General features: G+C 76.6%; 2 protein-coding genes (1 of these 2 running past the window's edge). Both read left to right on the forward strand.

Features of this window, described 5'->3' with window-relative positions; translation table 11 throughout:
* Positions 1-16,661, forward strand: the 3' portion of a protein-coding gene (locus tag ACFYMO_RS13720) for an amino acid adenylation domain-containing protein (protein WP_388546320.1). The gene continues 8,128 nt to the left of window position 1, outside the view; only the last 16,661 of its 24,789 coding nucleotides appear in the window; its start codon lies beyond the left edge, outside the window; its stop codon occupies positions 16,659-16,661.
* Positions 16,658-19,812 (forward strand): beta-ketoacyl synthase N-terminal-like domain-containing protein (locus ACFYMO_RS13725; protein WP_388546323.1); only part of this gene is annotated, 3,155 nt, incomplete at its 3' end. The genes ACFYMO_RS13720 and ACFYMO_RS13725, both read left to right, overlap by 4 nt.

Genomic DNA, 19,812 nt, shown 5'->3' on the forward strand with positions numbered 1-19,812 from the left:
ACCTGGGCACCCGGTTGCCGGACTACATGGTTCCGGACGAACTGATCGAGCTGGCCGAACTGCCCAGAACCGCCAACGACAAGCTCGACCGCGGCCGGCTGGCCGCGCTGCCCCGCCCGTCCAGGGCGCGGCAGGACCCCGCGGCACCGGCAGGGCCGGCGTCCTCCGCACCGGCGGACGGCGACACCCCGGCCGCAGCCGTCGAGGCGCTCGCCGGGCAGCTCGCCGACCTCGTCGCCGAGCTGCTCGGCGTCCCCGCCGACGAGGTGGAGGTCACCGACCGGTTCGGCGCGCTGGGTGTGGACTCGGTGCGGCTGACCGAGCTGAGCGTCCGCATCCGGCGCACCTGGGGGGTGGAGCTGGCGCCGCCCGCGTTCTTCACGCACCCCACCCCGCGGGCCGCCGCCGCGCACCTGCTGGAGACCCACCCCGACGTCTTCGCCGCGGCCGGACCCGAACAGCCCGCGCGGCACCCGGCGGAGCTCTCCGGGGCCGCCGCGCCGGACGCGCACCGGGCGGCGGAGACCGCGGTGATCGGCATGGCCGGGCGGCTGCCCGGCTCGCCCGACCTGGACGCGTTCTGGCGGCACCTGGCCGCCGGGGACGACCTGATCAGCGAGACCCCCGCCGACCGGTGGGACTGGCGCGCACTGGGCCGCGCACACGGCGAGCGGACCGGCCGGGCCGCCCGCTGGGGCGGCTACCTCGACGACGTCGACCGGTTCGACGCGGCGTTCTTCGGGATCTCACCGCGCGAGGCCGAACTGATGGACCCGCAGCAGCGGCTGGTGCTGGAGGCGGTGTGGACCGCGCTGGAGGACGCCGGGCTGCGGCCCTCCGCGCTCGCGGGAACCCGGGTCGGCGTGTTCATCGGCGTCTCCGGCGTGGAGTACGCGCAGCTCCAGCGGGACGGCGGACGGCACCTCGAAGGACACGCGGGGACCGGCGTGGCCCAGTCCCTGGTGCCCAACCGGGTCTCCTACTTCTTCGACTTCCGCGGCCCCAGCGTGGCCGTCGACACGGCGTGCTCCTCCTCGCTGACCGCGGTCGCGCAGGCGGCCGCCGCGCTGCGGACCGGCGCCTGCGACCTGGCCGTAGCGGGCGGGGTGAACCTGCTGCTGTCGCCCGAGGTGTACCCCGCGATGGCCGACGGCCGGATGCTCAGCGAGGACGGCCGCTGCAAGACCTTCGACAGCGGCGCCGACGGCTATGTGCGCGGCGAGGGCGTCGGCGTGGTCGTGCTGCGCGACCGCGCCGAGGCCGAGCGCCGCGGAGACGTCGTGCACGCCGTGCTCAAGGGGATCGCGACCAACCACGGCGGGCTCAGCTCGTCGCTGACCGCGCCCAACACCGAGGCGCAGAGCGCCCTGCTGGTGGACGCCTACACCGCCGCCGGTGTCGACCCCGCCGAGGTGGACTACCTGGAGGCGCACGGCACGGGCACCGAACTGGGCGACCCCGTCGAGGTGTCGGGCATGCGCGCGGCGTTCGCGGAGCTCGCCCGGCGGCGCGGCGCACCGCTGCCCGCCGAGCCGTACTGCCGCATCGGCTCCGTCAAGTCGAACATCGGCCACCTGGAGACCGCGGCGGGCATGGCCGGGCTGTTCAAGGTCGTCCTGGCCATGCGGCACGAACTGCTCCCCGGCAACCTGCACTACACGGAGCAGAACCCGTATCTGGAGCTGGACGGCGGGCCGTTCCGGGTGCTCGACACCCCGACGCCGTGGCCGCGGCGGGCCGGGCGGCCGCGGATCGCCGGGCTCAGCTCGTTCGGCGTGGGCGGCGCCAACGCCCACCTCGTCCTCCAGGAACCGGCCGGGCGCCACGCACCGGCACCCGGGACCACCGGACCGCTGGCGTTCCCGCTGTCGGCGCGCACCGCGGATGCGCTCGCCGGCCGGGCCCGCGCGCTCGCCGCGTACCTGGAGCGCCCGGACGCCGCGGACGTGCGGCTCCTCGACATCGCGCACACCCTGCTGACCGGACGCGAGGAGATGGCCGAGCGCGCCGTCGCCGTCGCCGCGGACCGCGCGGAGCTGATCGGGGCGCTGCGGGCCCTCGCCGACGGCGAGGAGCGAGCCGGGCTGGTGCGCGGCCGCGCCCGCAAGCGCGGCAGGCGGGCGGCGGCAGCCGCCCCGGCCGCACCCCCGGACCCCACCACCGGCACCCTGCCCGACCGTGCCCGCCGCTGGGTCGAAGCCGGCCCGGCCGATCTGACCTGCGCGGAAGGGGGACAGCGCGTGCCGCTGCCCACATATCCGTTCGAGCGCGTCCGGCACTGGGCGTCCGCCGCGGCACCCGCGCCGGGGAAGCCGCACCCCGCGCCGCTGCACCCGACCCTGCTGGACACGGAGGTCTCCACCGCGGACGGCCCGGCCTTCGAGAAGCATCTGCTGCCGGACGCCTTCTACCTCGCCGACCACCAGGTCGGGGGAGAGCCCGTGCTGCCCGGTGTCGTCCACCTGGAGCTGGCCCGGCTGGCGGGCGAACTCTCCGGCCGGGGGCCGGTGCACGCCATCGGCGGCCTGGTGTGGGGCAGCCCCGTGCGCCCGGGACCGGGCGGACTGCGGCTGCGGGTCCGGCTGGACGAGAGCATCGCGGACGACGGGGGCGTGCCGTTCGAGGTCGTCTCCACCGGGGACGGGAACGGCGAAGGGAACCACGAAGGGAACGAGGACGCGCCGGGCGGCGGCGCGGTGCGGCACGCCGGCGGGGTGCTGCGCCCCGGCGCCCCGGCGCCGCAGCCCGGGGTGGATGTGGCCGCTGTGCGGGCCCGCTGCGACACCGTGCGCACCCGCCAGGAGTGCTACGACCGGTTCGGGGCGCTCGGGTTCGACTACGGGCCGAGCCTGCGCGCGGTCCAGGAGGTGCGGCACTCCGCCGACGAGGCGCTGGCCACTCTCGAACTGCCCGCGCCCCGGCGCACCGACACCGCCGGCTACCGCTTCGAGCCCGCGCTGCTGGACGGCGCGCTCCAGGTCGTCGGCTGGATCGTGGACACCGCGGCGGCCCGCGCCGAGGACGGGCGGCCGGTGCCCTATCTGCCCTTCTCCGTGGAGGAGATACGGCTGCTGGACGCGCTGCCCGACCGCTGCCTGGTGCACGCCGTCCGGGTGCGCTCGGCCGCCGGAGTGCAGGTGTTCGACCTGACGCTGACCGACGAGGGCGGCCGGGTGGTGTGCCGGGTCGACGGCTTCGCGCTGCGCGCCCGCACTCCGGGCGCCGGCCGTGCCGCCGACGAGGGCCGCGTCTCCACCGGTGGCCGGCCCTCCGACAGCGCCGCCGAGGCGCCGCACGCCTTCGTCCCCGTCTGGAAGCCCGCCGCCGAGGAGCCCGCACCGGCCCCGGGCACCGTGGTCTTCCTCGGCGAGGCCCCCGCCGGGCTCGCCGCCGCCGCGGCCCCGGCCGAGGTGGTCACCCGCCGCCCGGGCGAACCGGTCGCCGCGCTGGTCGCACGGCTGGCGCCCGCGCCCGCGCCGCTCGTCCTGGTGCAGACGCCGCCCGGCCGCGCCGACCTGGAGGACGCGCTGGACGACGGCTTCCACCTGGCCCGGGAGACGGCGGCCGCCTGGGTCGCCGCACGCCGGGGGAGCGCCCGCTGGCTGTACCTGTACGACAGCGCCGCCGACCACCCCGAACTCCACGGCGCCATGGCCGGCTTCGCCCGCTCGCTGGGCTGGGAACATCCGGACCTGGCGATGCGCGTGATCGGTTACGCGGGTCCGGACCCCGCGGCCGTGCTGAGCGCCGAGCTGACCCAGGCCGGGCCCGCCGAGGTCCTGGTGGAGCCCGGGGCGCGGCTGGTCCGCGGCTGGGAGCCCGTCGAACTCCCGGCGGGCCCCGGGGCGCTCACCGGCGGTCCGGGCGTCCACCTGGTCACCGGCGGCACCGGTGCCCTCGGAGTGGCCTTCGCCGCCCGGCTGGCCGAGCGGGACCCGGCCGCCACCGTGCTGCTGGCCGGCCGGACCGCGCCCGAGCCCGCCGTACTGGACCGGCTGCGCGGCACCGGCGCCGACGTCCGGTTCGTCCGCGCCGATCTCGCCACCCGCGACGGCGTCCGCAGCGCGGTCGAGCAGGCCCGCGAGGCGGGCGAGCTGGTGGGCGTCGCCCATCTGGCCGGCACCCTGCACGACTCCTTCCTGTTGCGGAAGAGCCGCGCCGAGGCCGACGCCGTGCTGCGGCCCAAGGTGCTGGGCGCCGCCTGGCTGGACCAGGCCACCCGGCACGACCCGCTGCGCTACTTCCTGGCCTACTCCTCGACCGCCGCCGCGTTCGGCAACGTCGGCCAGGCCGACCACGCCACCGCCAGCGGCTACCTGGACCGGCTCGCGGCCCGCCGCGCCGCACGCGCGGCGGCCGGTGAGCGGTCCGGAGCGAGCCTGTCGGTGCAGTGGCCGCTGTGGACCGACGGCGGAGTGGCGGCCGAGCCCGCCGTCGTCAGCGCGATGGCCGACCGGTTCGGCATGCGCCCCGTCCGCACCGGGCCCGCGATGGCGGCCCTGGAGCGGGCCCTGGCCGGTGCGGCGCCGTCGGTCCTGCTGGCACCCGGCGACGCCGGCCGGATCGCCGCCGCCCTCGGCGGCACCGCGGCGCCGCTCCCCGGGACGGAGCGCCCGGCTCACGCGGCGCACGCCCGCTCCGCGGGCCGTGCCGGCTCCCCCGAGGTGCAGGCGGCCGGGATCCAGCAGCCCGGGGCCGGGCCCGACGACCTGCGGGCGCGGGCCCGGGGGTTCCTCGCCGGTCTGCTGGCCGAGCAGCTCCGGATGCCCGCGGACGACATCGACCCCGAGGAGGACTTCGACAGCTACGGGGTCGACTCGCTGATCGTGATGAGCGCCACCACGGCCCTGGAGAAGCACTTCGGGCCGCTGTCCAAGACGCTGTTCTTCGAGTACGTCACCCTGGGCGAACTGGCCGACCACTTCGCCGCGGAACACGCGGGCGCGCTGGCCGCGGCGCTCGGCGACGGCGGGGCGGCGCAGGCCCCCGCGGCCGCGGCACCGTCCGGGCCCCCCGCGGCCGCGGCGGTACCCGCAACCCCGGCGGTGACGGCGTCCTCCGGCACCCCCGCGGTCGCCGAGGTGCCGAACGCGCCCACCGGCACGGCGGATTCCGCCGCACCCGCAGCCGCCGCGGGCCCCGGCGCGCGCGCCGAGGAGGACATCGCGATCATCGGCGTCGCCGGGCGCTACCCGCAGGCCGAGGACCTGTGGGAGTTCTGGGAGAACCTGCGCGCCGGCCGCGACTGCGTCGAGGAGGTGCCCGCCGACCGCTGGGACCACGACCGCTGGTACGACCCCGAGCCCGGTACACCGGGCCGCACCGCGACCCGCACCGGCGGATTCCTGCGTGACATCGACAAGTTCGACCCGATGTTCTTCCGGATGTCCCCGGTCGAGGCCCGGCATCTCGATCCGCAGGAGCGGATCTTCCTGGAGACCGTCTGGCACCTGCTGGAGGACGCCGGCCGCACCCGCGCCGACCTGGCGGCCGTCCGCACCGGCGTGTTCGTCGGCATGATGTACGGCCACTACCAGCTCTACGGCGTGGACGCGGCGCTGCACCGCGGGGGAGCCGCCACCTCCTCCTCGTACGCCGCGGTGGCCAACCGGGTCTCCTACTTCTACGGACTCGACGGGCCGAGCATCGCGGTGGACACCATGTGCTCCTCGTCGCTCGCCTCCATCCACCTCGGCTGCCAGGCCATCCGCACCGGGGACTGCGACGTCGCCATCGCGGGCGGGGTCAACATCACCAGCCACCCGGTGAAGTACCTCCAACTGTCCCGCAGCGGCTTCCTGGCGCCCTCCGGCGCGTGCCGCAGCTTCGGCGACGGCGGCGACGGCTTCGTCCCGGCCGACGGTGCAGGTGCCGTGCTGCTCAAGCGGCTGTCCGCGGCGGAGGCCGACGGGGACCGGATCCTGGCCGTCGTCCGCGGCTCGGCCGTCAACCACGGCGGCGCGAGCAAGGGCTACAGCGTGCCCAACCCGCGGGCGCAGGGCACGCTCGTCTCCGAAGCGCTGGCCAGGGCCGGGGTGCGGCCCGGTGAACTCGACTACCTGGAGGCGCACGGCACCGGCACCTCGCTCGGCGACCCGATCGAGATCAACGGCCTGTCCCGGGCCTTCGCGGACGACGCCGCGGCAGCGGCGCGTACCGTCCCGATCGGCTCGGTCAAGTCCAACATCGGGCACGCCGAGTCGGCCGCCGGTATCGCCGCGGTGACCAAGGTGCTGCTCCAGTTCCGGCACCGCACCCTGGTGCCCTCGCTGCACTCCGACCCGCCGAACCCCGACATCGACTTCGCGGGCACCCCGTTCCGGGTGCAGCGCGAGTCGGCCCGCTGGCCCGCACGCACCGGCCCGGACGGCCGGGAACTGCCCCGGCTCGCCGGGGTCAGCGCGTTCGGCGCGGGCGGCAGCAACGCCCACGTCGTCCTCCAGGAGTACGTGCCGGCCGAGCGCCCCGCACCCGTGCACCGCCCGCCGTACCGGGCGGTGCTCTCGGCCCGGAGCGCGGAGCGGCTCACCGAGTCCGCGCGCCGGCTGGCCGACTTCCTCGACGGAGTCGGCCGCGACACCGACCCGGCGGCGCTGGCCTACACGCTGCAGGCCGGCCGGGAGCATCTGCCGCACCGGCTCACCGCCGAGTTCGCCGACACCGCCGAGCTGGTGCGGGCCCTGCGCGGCCACCTCGACGGCTCGCACCTGTTGGCCGCGGGCGTGGCGGACCGCAAGCGCGCGGCCGAGACCGACCCCGCCGCCTGGGTGCACGGCGCCGCGGTGGACTGGCGGGCCGCCTGGGGCGCCCGTCCGCCCGCCCCGGTCCCGCTGCCGGGCTACCCGTTCGAGCGGGACCGCTGCTGGCTGCCGGAGGCCGCCGAGGACCTGGCGGGCCCGCGCCACACCACCGGGACCGCGGACGCCGCGTCCGCGGAACCCGGGACCACGGACACCGCGGCCGGACCGGTGCCCTCCGCGCCGCCCGCGGCCGGACCTGCCCCGGTCGTGCCGACGGACGCCGCGCCGCCCGCGGCCGGGCCCGCCTCCGGCGGGGCCGCAGGGGCCCGCGCCGCGGAGAACGGACGGTCCGGCGGAGTGCTGCGCGGCGAGACCGTGCTGTCCATGGACACGCCCTGCATCGCCGGACACCGCGTCGACGGCCGGGCGCTGATGCCCGCGCTCGGGTACGTGGACCTCATCCACGAGGTGTTCGCCGCGCACGGACACCCGGCCGGCACCCTGCGGATGTCCGATCTGACGGCCCTGCGCCCGCTGGAGGTCACCGACGACCGCCCGGTGCGGCTGACCGTCGAGGGCGTCCCCCAGGCAGACGGCCGCCGCTGGAACGTCACCGTCGCCGACGCGACCGGCAGCTTCGCCACCGCCGAACTTGCCGCCGAGCCGGCCGCGCTCACCGGCACGCTCGACGTGCCGGCGGCGCGGGCGGCGGCGACCCGGCGGCTGCCGCTGGCCGACGTCTACGCCGCCGACGAGGGAGCGGGCCAGGTCTACACCGGTGCCGCGCGCGCCGAGGGCGAGGTCTGGGAGTGCCCGGATGGGCTGGTCGCCGAACTCGTCGCGCCCCGAGTGGCGGGACGGGACCGGGTCCCCGACTTCGACCCGGCGCTGCTGCTGGCGAGCGCCGTGGCACCGGGCCTGCTGATGACCGACGGGCCCGGACCCTATCTGCCGGTGCACGTGGCCGCGTTCCGCGCCGCCGGCCCGCTGCCCGCGCGCTGCTTCGCCCGGATCGACACCGCCGCCGTGCGCCGCGGTCCGGAGCTGGTCACCCTCGACGTGCAGCTCTTCGACGCGCTCGGCCGCCAGGTGGCCGAGATCAGCGGGCTGTCCAGCAAGCTGGTCGACCGTGCGGACCGGAGCCCCGCGGCCGGCGCCGCACCGGAGGCGCCCGGGTCCGTGAGCGCCGACGAGGCGCTGCTGCGCGGGGTGTTCGCGGCCCGGCTGGACCGCGAGCCCGAGTCCCTCGACGTCCGGTCCGGATACTTCGATCTCGGCATCGAGTCGGCACAGGTCCTCGAACTCGTCGCCGCGGTGGGGGAACTCGTCGGCGAGAGCCAGCCGCCGACCCTGCTGTTCGAGTACACGAGCGTCCGCGCCCTCGCGGCACACCTCGCGCCCCGCTATCCGCACGTGTTCGACGGGACAGCCCCCCGCACACCCGCCGCGGAAGCGGCCGCCGTACCGGTGACGCACTCTGCCGGCGCACCGGCGGCGTCCGGCACCGCGGCCCCCGACTGGGCGGACGGGCTGACGCCCGACGACGCCGACCGGTGGGTGGCCCGCGAAGTGCTGGTGCGGCTGCGGGAGCTCGGCCTGTTCGCGGACGGGCCCGAGCCCCGGGCCGGGCTCGCCGCCCGGTACGCGGTCGTGGAGAAGTACCACCGGTGGCTGGAGGAGGCGCTGCGGCTGCTGGCGGCCGCCGGGTTCACCGACGACGCCGACCCGGTCGCCCTGCGGGAGGCCGGCCGCCGCGCCGCCGACCCGGCCGCCGACCCGGAGTGGGCGCAGCTGCGTTCCCGGCTGGCGGCCGACCCGTACTGGCAGGCGCAGCTCGCGCTCGTCGAGGACTGCGTCGCCGGACTGCCCGCCGTCCTCACAGGAGTCCGGCCGGTCACCGAGATCCTCTTCCCCGGCGGTTCGCTGGACCGGATGACGGCCGCCTATCAGGGCAACGCCATCGCCGACGGGCTGAACCGGACCGTCGCCGAGACCGTCGCCGCGTTCGTCCGGGACAGCGCCGACCCGGTGCGGATCGCCGAGATCGGCGCCGGGACGGGTGGGACCACCGCGGTCGTGCTGCCCGAGCTGGACGCCGTCGGCGGACCGGCCGAGTACTGGTTCACCGACCTGTCACCGGCGTTCCTGAGCAAGGCCGAGGACCGGTTCGGCCCCGGCCGCGGCTATCTGCGCTACGGCCGCTGGAACGTGGAGGAGCCGGGCGCCGGCGAGAAGCTGGCGGGCGGCAGGTTCGACGTCGTCGTCGCCTCGAACGTGCTGCACGCCACGGGTGATCTGCGCACCGTCGCCGCCAACCTGGCCGGCGCGCTGCGGCCCGGCGGACTGCTGGTGATCAACGAAGTGACCCGCAAGTCCGCGCTGCTCACCTTGACCTTCGGACTCCTGGACGGATGGTGGCTGTACCACGACGAGGAGCTGCGCATCCCCGGTGCGCCGCTGCTGACAGCGGACGGCTGGCAGCGGCTGCTGCACGAGCACGGGTTCGGCGCGGTCGCCCGGCCCACGGCGCGCGACGAGGCGTTCGCCGAGGTCGTCGTGGCGACGGCGGGGGCGGCCGAGGACTCTCCGGTGCGGCTGCTGACCGAGGACTGGCAGTCCGCACCCCTGCCGGCGCCCGGCCCGGCCGCCGCCGACGCGGGCCGGATCGCCGTACTGACCGCTCCCGGCACCGCGGCGCTGGCCGACCGCCTGCTGCGGGAACTGCCCGGCGCCACCGCGCTGGACGTGACCGCGCCGGAGGTGACCGGGGTCGCCGGGGCCGAGCCCGCGGCGGACACCGTCGTCGACCTGACCGGATGCTCCCCGGACGGCGACCCCGGCGACCTCCTGGAGGCCTGGCTGCCGTGGCTGCAACGCGCCTGCGCCGGTGCGCGCCGGGTGCTCGGCGTCACCCGCGGCCCCGGCAGGTCCGGTCCGCAGGCCTCCCGGGTGGCCGGGCTGTACGGAATGCTCGGGCACGAGCTGCGCCGGCTGCGCGCCACCCACCTCGAACTCGACCCGGCCGAACCGGAAGCGGCAGCGGCCGCCCGGGTGCTGGCCGAACTGCCGGCCGCCGAGGGGCCGGGCCGGGTGCGGTACCGCGGCGGCGACCGGCAGTCCCCGGTGCTGCGCGAGCACACTCCGCCCGGTACCCCGGCGACGCCGGTCTTCGGCCCGGACGAGGTGCTGCTGGTGACCGGCGGCACCCGGGGCGTGGGCCTGGCCGCCGCCCGGCACGCGGTGACCGCCTGGGGCGTGCGCGACCTGCTGCTGGTCGGCCGCGAGGAACTCCCGGACCGGGCCCGGTGGGCCGAGCGCGCCCGGCAGGACGACGCGCTCGGCCGCAAGCTGCGCGGGCTGCTCGACCTCGCCGCGACCGGTGCCCGGATCCGGACCGCCGCCGTCGCGCTGGGCGAACCCGGCGCCGAGGCGGCGCTGGCCGCGCTGCTGCGCGAGAGCGGCCCCGTCGGCGGTGTGCTGCACGCTGCGGGCACGGTGGACGAGGAGACCCTCTCCTTCGCCCGCAAGACCCCGGCGAGCGCCCGCCGGGTGCTGGCGCCCAAGGCCGAGGGCGCCGAGGCGGTGCTGGGCGCGGTCGCCGGGCAGCCGGTGCGGTTCGTCGTGCTGTTCTCCTCGGTGGCCTCCGCGCTGCCCGCGCTGGCCGTGGGCCAGAGCGACTACGCCATGGCCAACACCCACCTCGACGACCTCGCCCGCAGGGGCGCGGCGGTGCCGGTGGTCAGCGTGCAGTGGCCCAGCTGGGACGGGATCGGCATGGGCGCGGCGGGCACCGGGCCCGCCTACCGGGCCGCCGGACTGGCACCGCTGCCCGCGCAGGACGGTCTGCGGGTGCTCGACGTGGTGGTCTCCGGCGGTACGGGACCGGTGGTGCTGCCCGTGGTCCCCGCCGACGACCGGCCGCTCGGCCAACTGGGCACGGTGCCCGGGAAGGAGCCGGGCACCGCCGGGCCCACCGGCACCGCCGGGGCGCAGGCGCCGTCCGCAGTGCCGGCCGCGGCCGCGCCGCACCCGGCGTCCGCGACCGCCCGCACCGCGGAGGCCGGGCAGCCGGGCGGCCCCGACCGGTCCGCCGCCGGATGGCTGCTCGATCTGATCGCCGAGCAGCTGGAGTTCGACCGCGACCGGCTCGACCCCGACACGCCCGTCCACGACTACGGCACGGACTCGATCACGCTGGTCGAGCTCACCCGCACCGCTTCCACGCGGCTCGGCGTCGAACTGGACCCTTCCGTGCTGATCGAGCACCCGACCGCGAACGAGTTCGCCACCTGGCTGACGGAGCACCACCCCAAGGCCGCACGCTCCGCGTTCGGACCCGCCGCGCCCGAGGCGACCGCGGTGTCGGAGGCGACGACCGCCGCGACCGCTCCGGCACCCGCCCCCGAGCCGGGCGGCGGGACCGCCGACCCCGTCCCGGACGGCGAGCAGCAGACCGTCGTGCCGGAGAGCGGAACCCCGGTGGCCGCCGAGCGCTCGGACACCCCCGGCGGCCCCGCCGCCGGGGGCGGGGCACGGGACGGCGACCTGGCCGTGATCGGGCTGTCCTGCCGGTTCCCCGGCGCCTCCGACCCGGAGGCGTACTGGCGGCTGCTGGCCGAGGGCCGGTCGGCCATCGCGCGGGTGCCCGAGGACCGCTGGCCCGGCGAGGGCGGCGGCTTCCACGCGGGACTGCTGGCCGACGCCGACCGTGAACTGGACCCCGGCCACTTCCGGATCGGCGACGCGGACGCCGCGGCCATGGACCCGCAGTCCCTGCTGCTCCTGGAGGAGACGCTGTTCGCCTGGTGCGCGGCCGGATACCGCGCCGAGGAGCTCAGGGGCCGGGACATCGGTGTCTACATCGGCGGCCGCACCGCGCGGCTGCCCGCCCGAGAGACGGTGCTGGCCAGCCGGAACCCGGTGGTGCTGGGGCAGAACTACCTGGCCGCCAACATCTCCCGCCACTTCGACCTGCGCGGGCCCAGCGTGGTGGTCGACACCGCGTGCTCGTCGGCGCTGGTGGCGCTCAACCTGGCCGCGCAGGCGCTGCGCGCCGGGGAGGCCGAGGCGGCGGTGGTCGGCGGCGTCACGCTCATCGAAGGGGCTGCCGCACACCAGGTGTTCGAGCAGCGCGGGCTGCTCACCGCCGAACCGGAGTTCCACGCCTTCGACCGGCGCGCCGGAGGGTTCGTCCCCGCCGAGGGCGCGGGCGTCGTGGTGGTGAAGCCGCTGGCCGCGGCCCGCGCGGACGGCGACCGGATCATGGCCGTCGTCAAGGGGATCGCCGTCAACAACGACGGTCGCACCGCCGGTCCCGCCACCCCGAACCTGGCGACCCAGCAGCAGGTCCTCTCCCGCGCCCTGGCCGCCAGCGGCCACCGCCCCGAGGAGATCGGCTACCTGGAGGCCAACGCCTCGGGCTCGCCGGTGACCGACCTGATCGAACTCAAGGCAGTCCGGGAGGTGTACCGCTCCGGATCCGCGGCCGAGTGCGCGCTCGGTTCGGTCAAGCCCAACATCGGCCACCCCCAGTGCGCCGAGGGCATCGCGGGATTCATCAAGGTGGCGCTGATGCTGGAGCGCGGGCGGCGGGTGCCGTATCTGAGCGGGCAGCAGCCGCCGGAGCACTTCGACCTCGCCGCCTCGCCGTTCCGCTTCGACCGTGAACAGGCGCCGTGGCCGGGGCCGCGGGTCGCCGCGCTCAACAGCTTCGGCGACGGCGGCACCAACGCGCACGTGGTCATGGCCGCCTGGATGGGGGACCGGGGCAGCCGCACCCCGCTGCCCCGGCCCGTCCTGGACCGGCGCCGCGTGGAGTCGACCGGCACACCGGTGGGTCCGGCACCCGAGCCGGTGCGGGCCGCCGCCGTTCCGGGGCGGTCCGGGGCGCCCGCCGGGTCCGCCGCCGTACCCGCCGGCCGGGCCGAACCGGTCGCCGTGATCGGCATGGCGGGGCGCTATCCGGGCGCCGCCGACCTCGACGGGTTCTGGACCAACCTGCTCGGCGCCGTGGACAGCGTCGTCGAGGTGCCGGGCGACCGCTGGGACCACCGCGAGTTCGCCCACCTGCGCAGCGCCTCCGGCCGTCCGCTCTCCTCCTGGGGCGGCTTCCTGGAGGACGTGGACGCCTTCGACGCGGCGCTGTTCCGCATCTCCGCCGCCGAGGCCGCCGTGCTGGACCCGCAGGAGCGGCTGTTCCTGCAGACCTGCTGGGCGGCGATCGAGGACGCCGGGCACACCCCGCAGTCGCTGTGCCCGCCGACCGGACCGGGCGGCCGCCGCCGCGGCGGGGTGTTCGCCGGGGTGATGCACAAGGACTATCCGCTGCTGGGCGTCGAGCACGCCGCACGCGGTGGCGACCCCGTACCGCTGGGGCTGAGCCAGGGCCAGATCGCCAACCGGGTGTCGTTCTTCTGTGACTTCCACGGCCCCAGCGTCGCCGTGGACACGCTGTGCTCCTCGTCGCTGACCGCCGTGCACATGGCCGTGCGCAGCCTGCGGGACGGCGAGTGCGCGGTGGCGGTGGCCGGCGGCGTGAACCTGTCCCTGCACCCGGCCAAGTACGTCGGCTACGGGCTGGTCAACATGCACTCCACCGACGGCCGCTGCCGCTCCTTCGGCGAGGGGGGCGACGGCTACGTGTCCGCCGAGGGCGTGGGCGCCGTCGTCCTCAAACCGCTCTCGGCGGCCGAGCGCGACGGCGACCACATCTACGCGGTCGTCCGCGGCAGTGCCGTCAACCACGGCGGCGCCGCGGGCGGGTTCAGTGTGCCCAGCCCGCCCGCGCAGGCCGCGGTGCTCACCGAGGCGCTGGCGGACGCGGCCACCGACCCGGCCACCATCGGGGTGCTGGAGGCCCACGGCACCGGCACCTCGCTCGGCGACCCGATCGAACTGCGCGCCCTGGCGACCGCCTTCGGGGACGCGGCGAAGCCCGAGTCGTGCGCGCTGGGTTCGGTGAAGTCCAACATCGGCCACGCGGAGGGCGCGGCGGGCATCTCCGGACTCACCAAGGCGGTGCTGCAACTCCACCACCGCACGCTGGCACCGACCCTGCACGCCGACCCGGCCAATCCGCTGCTGGAGCTGGACGGTTCCCCGTTCCGCATCCAGTACGCCGCCGAGGAGTGGACGGTGCCCGACGGCGGGCCGCGCCGCGCCGGGGTCAGCTCGTTCGGCGCGACCGGCGCCAACGCGCACGTGGTGCTGGAGGAGTACACCGGCCGGCGGGAGGCCGCGGCGGCCACCGCGGCCCCGGGGCCCGTGGTGGTACCGCTGTCGGCCCGCACGGCGCCGGCACTGCGGGCGGTCGCCGCGCGGCTGCTGGACCGGCTGCGCGGCGGCGCCGCGGACCCGGCCCGCGAGGTCACCACCCGGCTCGCCCGGGTGCTGGGCACCGACCCGGCCGACCTCGACCCCCGGCAGCCGTGGCACGAGTACGGCATCACGGCCGCCGAGGTCACCCAGGTCGCCCGGTCACTGGCCGAGCTGCTGCCGTCGGGCCGACCGCCCCGGCTCACCGCCGGGCACACCGTCGCCGAGGCCGCCGCCCTGGTGCCGGCGGGCACCGGGGACCTCGCGCTCGCCGATGTGGCCCACACGCTGCAGCACGGCCGGGTGGAACTGGCCGAGCGGGCCGCGTTCGCCGTGCCGGACCTGGCCGGACTCGTCCGGGCCCTCGGCGACTTCCTCGCCGACGACCGGGTGCGGGTGCACGGCACGGAAACGGCGCTGCGCCCGCTGGCCGAACGGTGGGTGGAGGGTGCCGCCGTCGACTGGACGGACCGGCCGGGCGCCGCCCGCGGCCGCCGGGTCAGCCTGCCCGGCTACCCCTTCGCGCAGGACCGCTACTGGTTCACCGACCACTCCGGCGCGCCGGCCCCGGACCGCCCCGCTGCGAACACGGCTTCCCCGGCGGAGGCCGTACCCGGCTCCGCCGGGCAGTCGCAGGAGCCGGAACGTGGTCGTGTTGGTGGACAGGGACAGGGACAGGGACAGGGACAGGACGCGGAGGGCGCGTTGGCCGCGCTCACCGCACCCTCTCGCGGGATGCTGCGGGTGCCCAGCTGGGAAGTCCGCTCACCGGCGCCCGAACCGGCCGCCGCCGGGGGCCGGGTACTGGTCGTCGAATCCGGGGCCGGTGCCCTGGCCGAGGCCGTCGGAGCCCACCACCGCGCCGCCGGGGCCACCGTGGTGCCGGTGACGACGGGCGCCGGCACCGTCGGCACGGGTGCGCTGCGCACGGTCTCGCCCGGCGACCCCGATGCCTTCCGCACGGTCCTCGCCGACGTCGGCCCGGTGGACCGGGTGCACCTCCTCGTCGGTGCCGAGGACCCGCACGCCCGGGTGGACGCGGACGTCCAACTCCTCGCCCTGCGGCTGCTGCGCGCCCTGTCCGAGCGGAACGGCGGTGAGCGAATCGACTGCCACCTCACCACCCACGACACCCACGGCACGGACGGCCGTGCCGCCAACGCCACCGGTGCCGGACTGACCGGGCTCGCCTACTTCCTGGCCCAGCAGCGGCAGCGGTTCGCGGTGCGCAACGTGGACGTCTCCGCGCGGGAGACCGATCTGCCGGCGCTGGCCGCTGCGCTGGTCGCCGAACCGGCCAGCCCGGCGGGCGAACTGACCCTGCTGCGCGAGGGCAGGCGCTACCGGCAGCGGTTCGACGAGGTCGAGCCGCCCGGCGGCGAGCCGGGGCTGCGGACGGACGGTGCCTACCTGGTGATCGGCGGTGCGGGAGTGGTCGGCCAGGCCGTCACCCGGCACCTGCACGAGCACTACCGGGCCCGGGTCGCCTGGGTGGGCCGCAGGCCCGGCGACGACGCGGCGGTCCGCGCTGCGCTCGACGCCGCGACCGTCGGGGACCGCGCCCCCGCCTACCTGCGTGCCGATGTGACGGACCCCGAGCAGGTGCGTGCCGCGGTCGCCGAGGCCAAGGAGGCACTGGGCGCCCTGCACGGCGTCGTGTTCGCGGGCGCTTCGACCATCACCGAGCAGGCCCGGGAGGTGACCGCGCTCGACGACGCCGAGTTCCGCCACCACTACGAGGTGAAGGCCCGGGGCGCCGTCCATGTGGCGGGCGCGCTGGTGGACGAGCCACTGGACTTCCTGTACTTCTTCTCCTCGGCGCAGGCGTTCGCGTTCGGCGGCGCCGGGACCCACCCGGCGTACGCGGCGGGCATCACGTTCGCGGACGCGTTCGCCCGTGCCATCGCCGTGGCCGCGCCGTTCCCGGTCGGGGTGCTCAACTGGGGCGCTTGGGCCTCCTCGTTCGGCGCGGCGGCCGCCGAGCACCCCGGGGTCGGCTTCCTCGGCGACGATGAGGGCGCGGCCTGCTTTGACGCGGCCGTACGGCTGCTGACCTCGGGCGGCGCCACCCAGACCGTCGGCCTGCGCCCCGGCGGCGCCGCACCGGCACGCGGAACGGGATCCGCGGGGACCGCCGGGTCCGCTGCGGCCCGGGATGCCGCGCAGTCCGTGGAGGCCCGGCCGTCCCGTACCGCTGAGCCAGGGCTCGCCGAGTCCACACGATCCGCGGAACCCGTGCCCGCGCCCCAGCCCCTGGCTCAGCAGACGCCGCCGGAGCCTGCCGCCCCCGGGACGGCAGCCGCGGGCGAGGGGCAGGGCCGGGAGCAGGAGCCCCCCGCACAAGGGGCCGACCGGGACCGGATCAGGTCGCTGACCACTCAGCGGCTCGCCCGGGCACTGCGCGTGCCGCCCGAGGAGCTGTCGTCCCGCCGCGCCTTCGCGGAACTCGGCGTCGACTCGATCACCGGGATGTCCTTCGTCTCCGAGCTCGGCGAGGAGCTGGGCCTCGAACTGGACGCCGCGCTCCTCTACGACCACACCACCATCGACCGGTTGACCGACCATCTCACCGATCTTGTCGACAACGCCTCCGGAGGGCAGCGATGACGAGTACCGAGTTCCGATCCGTCGTGGATCGCTACCTCACCGCCGGCCCGGCCGCCGCAGCGGAGCCGCCGCCCGCCCCGACCTCCGCACTGGACATCGCGGTGGTCGGGATGGCGGGCAGGTTCCCCGGGGCCGACGACGTCCGCACGTTCTGGGAGAATCTGGCCGCGGGGCGCAAGAGCGTCGGCGAGCTGCCTGCCGAGATCCTCGGCGAGGGCGCCCGGGGCTATCGCTGGGGCGGGGTGATCGCCGACCGGGACTGCTTCGACCCGGAGTTCTTCGGGATCGACCCGCGCGAGGCCGATTCCATGAACCTGCACCAGCGGCTGCTGCTCCAGGAGGCGTGGCACGCCGTCGAGGACGCGGGCATCGACCCGTTCTCGCTCTACGGCTCCGACACCGGGATGTTCGTGGGCGCCGAGCCCGCCGGGTATCTGCACGAGTCGTTCACCGGCGCCTCCGACGCGCTGGTCGCGGCCCGGCTGTCCTACTTCCTGGACTGGCACGGCCCGGCGCTGGTCGTCAACACCGCCTGCTCCTCGTCCGTCGTCGCCCTCCACATGGCCTGCCGCAGCCTGCTGGCCGGCGACTGCGGGATCGCGCTGGCGGGCGGTGCCAACGTGGGCCTGGACCACAGCTCGCTGAACCTGCTCGCGGACATGGGGGTGCTCTCGCCGTCCGGTGAGTGCCGCACCTTCGACAACTCCGCCAACGGCACCGTGTTCGCCGAGGGGGTGGCGGTGCTGGTGCTCAAGCGGCTCGCCGACGCCGAAGCGGCCGGCGACGACATCCGCGGCGTCATCCGCGCCACCGGCGTCAACCACGACGGTGCCAGCAACGGCCTCACCGCGCCGAGCGGACCGGCCCAGGAGAAGCTGGTCGAGTCGGTGTACCGGCGGCACGGCATCGACACCTCCCGGGTCGGCTACGTCGAGGCGCACGGCACCGGCACCGTGCTCGGTGACCCGGTGGAGGCCGGAGCGCTGGCCCGCGCGTTCAGCAGGCAGCAGCCGAACCCGGACGGGTGCGTGCTCGGCAGCGCCAAGGCGAACGTCGGTCACACCGGCGCGGCCGCCGGCGCGATCGGCCTGGTGAAGGTGCTGCTGAGCATGCGCAACGAGCGCTTCCCCGGCATGCCCACCTTCCGCACCCTGAACCCGATGATCAAGCTGGACGGTTCGGGTATCACCATCGACGCCGTCGGCAGGCCGTGGCCCGCGGTCCCGGGCGCACCGCGGCTCGCGGCAGTCAACTCCATGGGCCACAGCGGCACCAACGCGCACCTGGTGGTGGAGGAGTACCAGCCCGCGCCGCGGCCGGCGGCCGCGGACCGCACACCAAGCCCGGTGGCGGTGCCGCTCTCGGCCCGCGACCGCGAGCGGCTCGGCGTACTGGCCGGGGAACTGGCCGACCATCTCGAACGGGTCTGCACGACAGGCGGGGAGAGCGGCCAGGACACCCTCCGCCGGCTCATCGCCGACCTGCTGGGAATCGACCCCGGCGGACTGCGCGGCGACCGGAATCTGGAGAGCCACGGCGCCGAGCCCCACCAGCTCGCCCAACTCGCCAACCTGCTGACGCGGCAGACCGGCCGTCAGGTGACGGTCGACACGCTCTACGAGGCGCCCACCGTGGACAGCCTGGTCGCCTCACTGGCCCCGGCCGCCCGGCCGGACGAGCGGCAGCCGGTGTGGGCGCCGCCGACGCTCACCGATGTGGCGGCGACCCTCCAGCAGGGGCGCGCCGCGCTGGACGAGCGGGCCGTGGTGGTGGCCGGTTCGGTGCCCGAACTGGTGGCCGCGCTCCGGGCGCTCGCCGCGGGCCGCCCCACCGCGGACACGGCCGTGGGCCGGGCCCGCTCCGGGGCGCCCCGCGCGACCGGCGGCACCCCGGCGGAACTGGCCGCGGCCTGGTGCCGGGGTGGGGAGGTCTCCTGGCCCGCCACCGGCGGGCGGCGCGTCTCGCTTCCCGGGTATCCGTTCGCGCGCAACCGTCACGGCAGGGACCGGCTGGCCCCCCGCCCGGCTGCTGGAGCCGCCGCCCCGGCCGCCCGCCCGCAGCCCGCCGGGCAGCCGGGCCCCGCGCCGCGGCCGGCCGCCGAGCCCCGGACCGCCCCGGCAGCCCCCGCGGCGCCGGTGGCTCCTGCCGCGGCCCCGGCTCCCGCCGCTCCGTTGGCTCCTGCTGCGACGGTGGCTCCGCCAGCCGCTCCGGTGGCTCCCGCCGGGCCGCCAGTCCCGGCCACTGCCACGGCCCCCGCGGCCCCAGCAGCACCCGCAGCCCCCGTGTCACCAGCCGCTCCTGACGCTCCCGCCGCGACGGCCTACGCACCGGCGGACACCGTGCCGCAGGCCGCTGCCGGGCCCGGCGGGCTGCGGGAGGACGTCGCGCTGTGGCTGACCCGGGTGATCGCCGACGAGGTGGGTGTCGACCCGGCGGCCGTCGACCGCTGGGAGCGGTTCGACGCGTTCGGCGTGGACTCGGTGGTCCGGACCCGGGTGAACCAGTACCTCGCCCAGCGGTTCCCGGCCGCGTCCCGGACCCTGCTGTTCGAGTTCCCCACCATCGACGAGGTCGCCGACCTTCTGACCACGGACTTCCCCGCCGACTGCCGGACTGCTCTGCACGGCGCGGACCCGGTTCCCGGCGTGCAGCTCCCCGGTGGTGCGGGGGCGGTTGGTGTGGAGCCGGCTGTGGTGCCGTCCGGGGCTGCGGTTGGTGTTCCGGCCTCTGGTGGGGGCGATGTGGTGGGTTGGTTGTCGGGTGTGGTGGGGGAAGAGGCGGGGGTTGCTGTGGGGGAGGTGGATCCGTGGCGGTCGTGGGATGCGTTCGGGATTGATTCGGTGGTGCGTACGCGGGTGAATCACCGGATCGCGGAGGTGTTTCCGGATGCGTCGCGGACGTTGTTGTTCGAGTTCGGCTGTGTGGCCGAGGTCGCCGAGAGCCTGGCGGCGGACTTCCCCGCCGACAGCAGCGCACTCCCCGGTGGTGCGGGGGCGGTTGGTGTGGAGCCGGCTGTGGTGCCGTCCGGGGCTGCGGTTGGTGTTCCGGCCTCTGGCGGGGGCGATGTGGTGGGTTGGTTGTCGGGTGTGGTGGGGGAAGAGGCGGGGGTTGCTGTGGGGGAGGTGGATCCGTGGCGGTCGTGGGATGCGTT

This window comes from Streptomyces sp. NPDC007025, assembly GCF_042869455.1.
Lineage (GTDB): Bacteria > Actinomycetota > Actinomycetes > Streptomycetales > Streptomycetaceae > Streptomyces.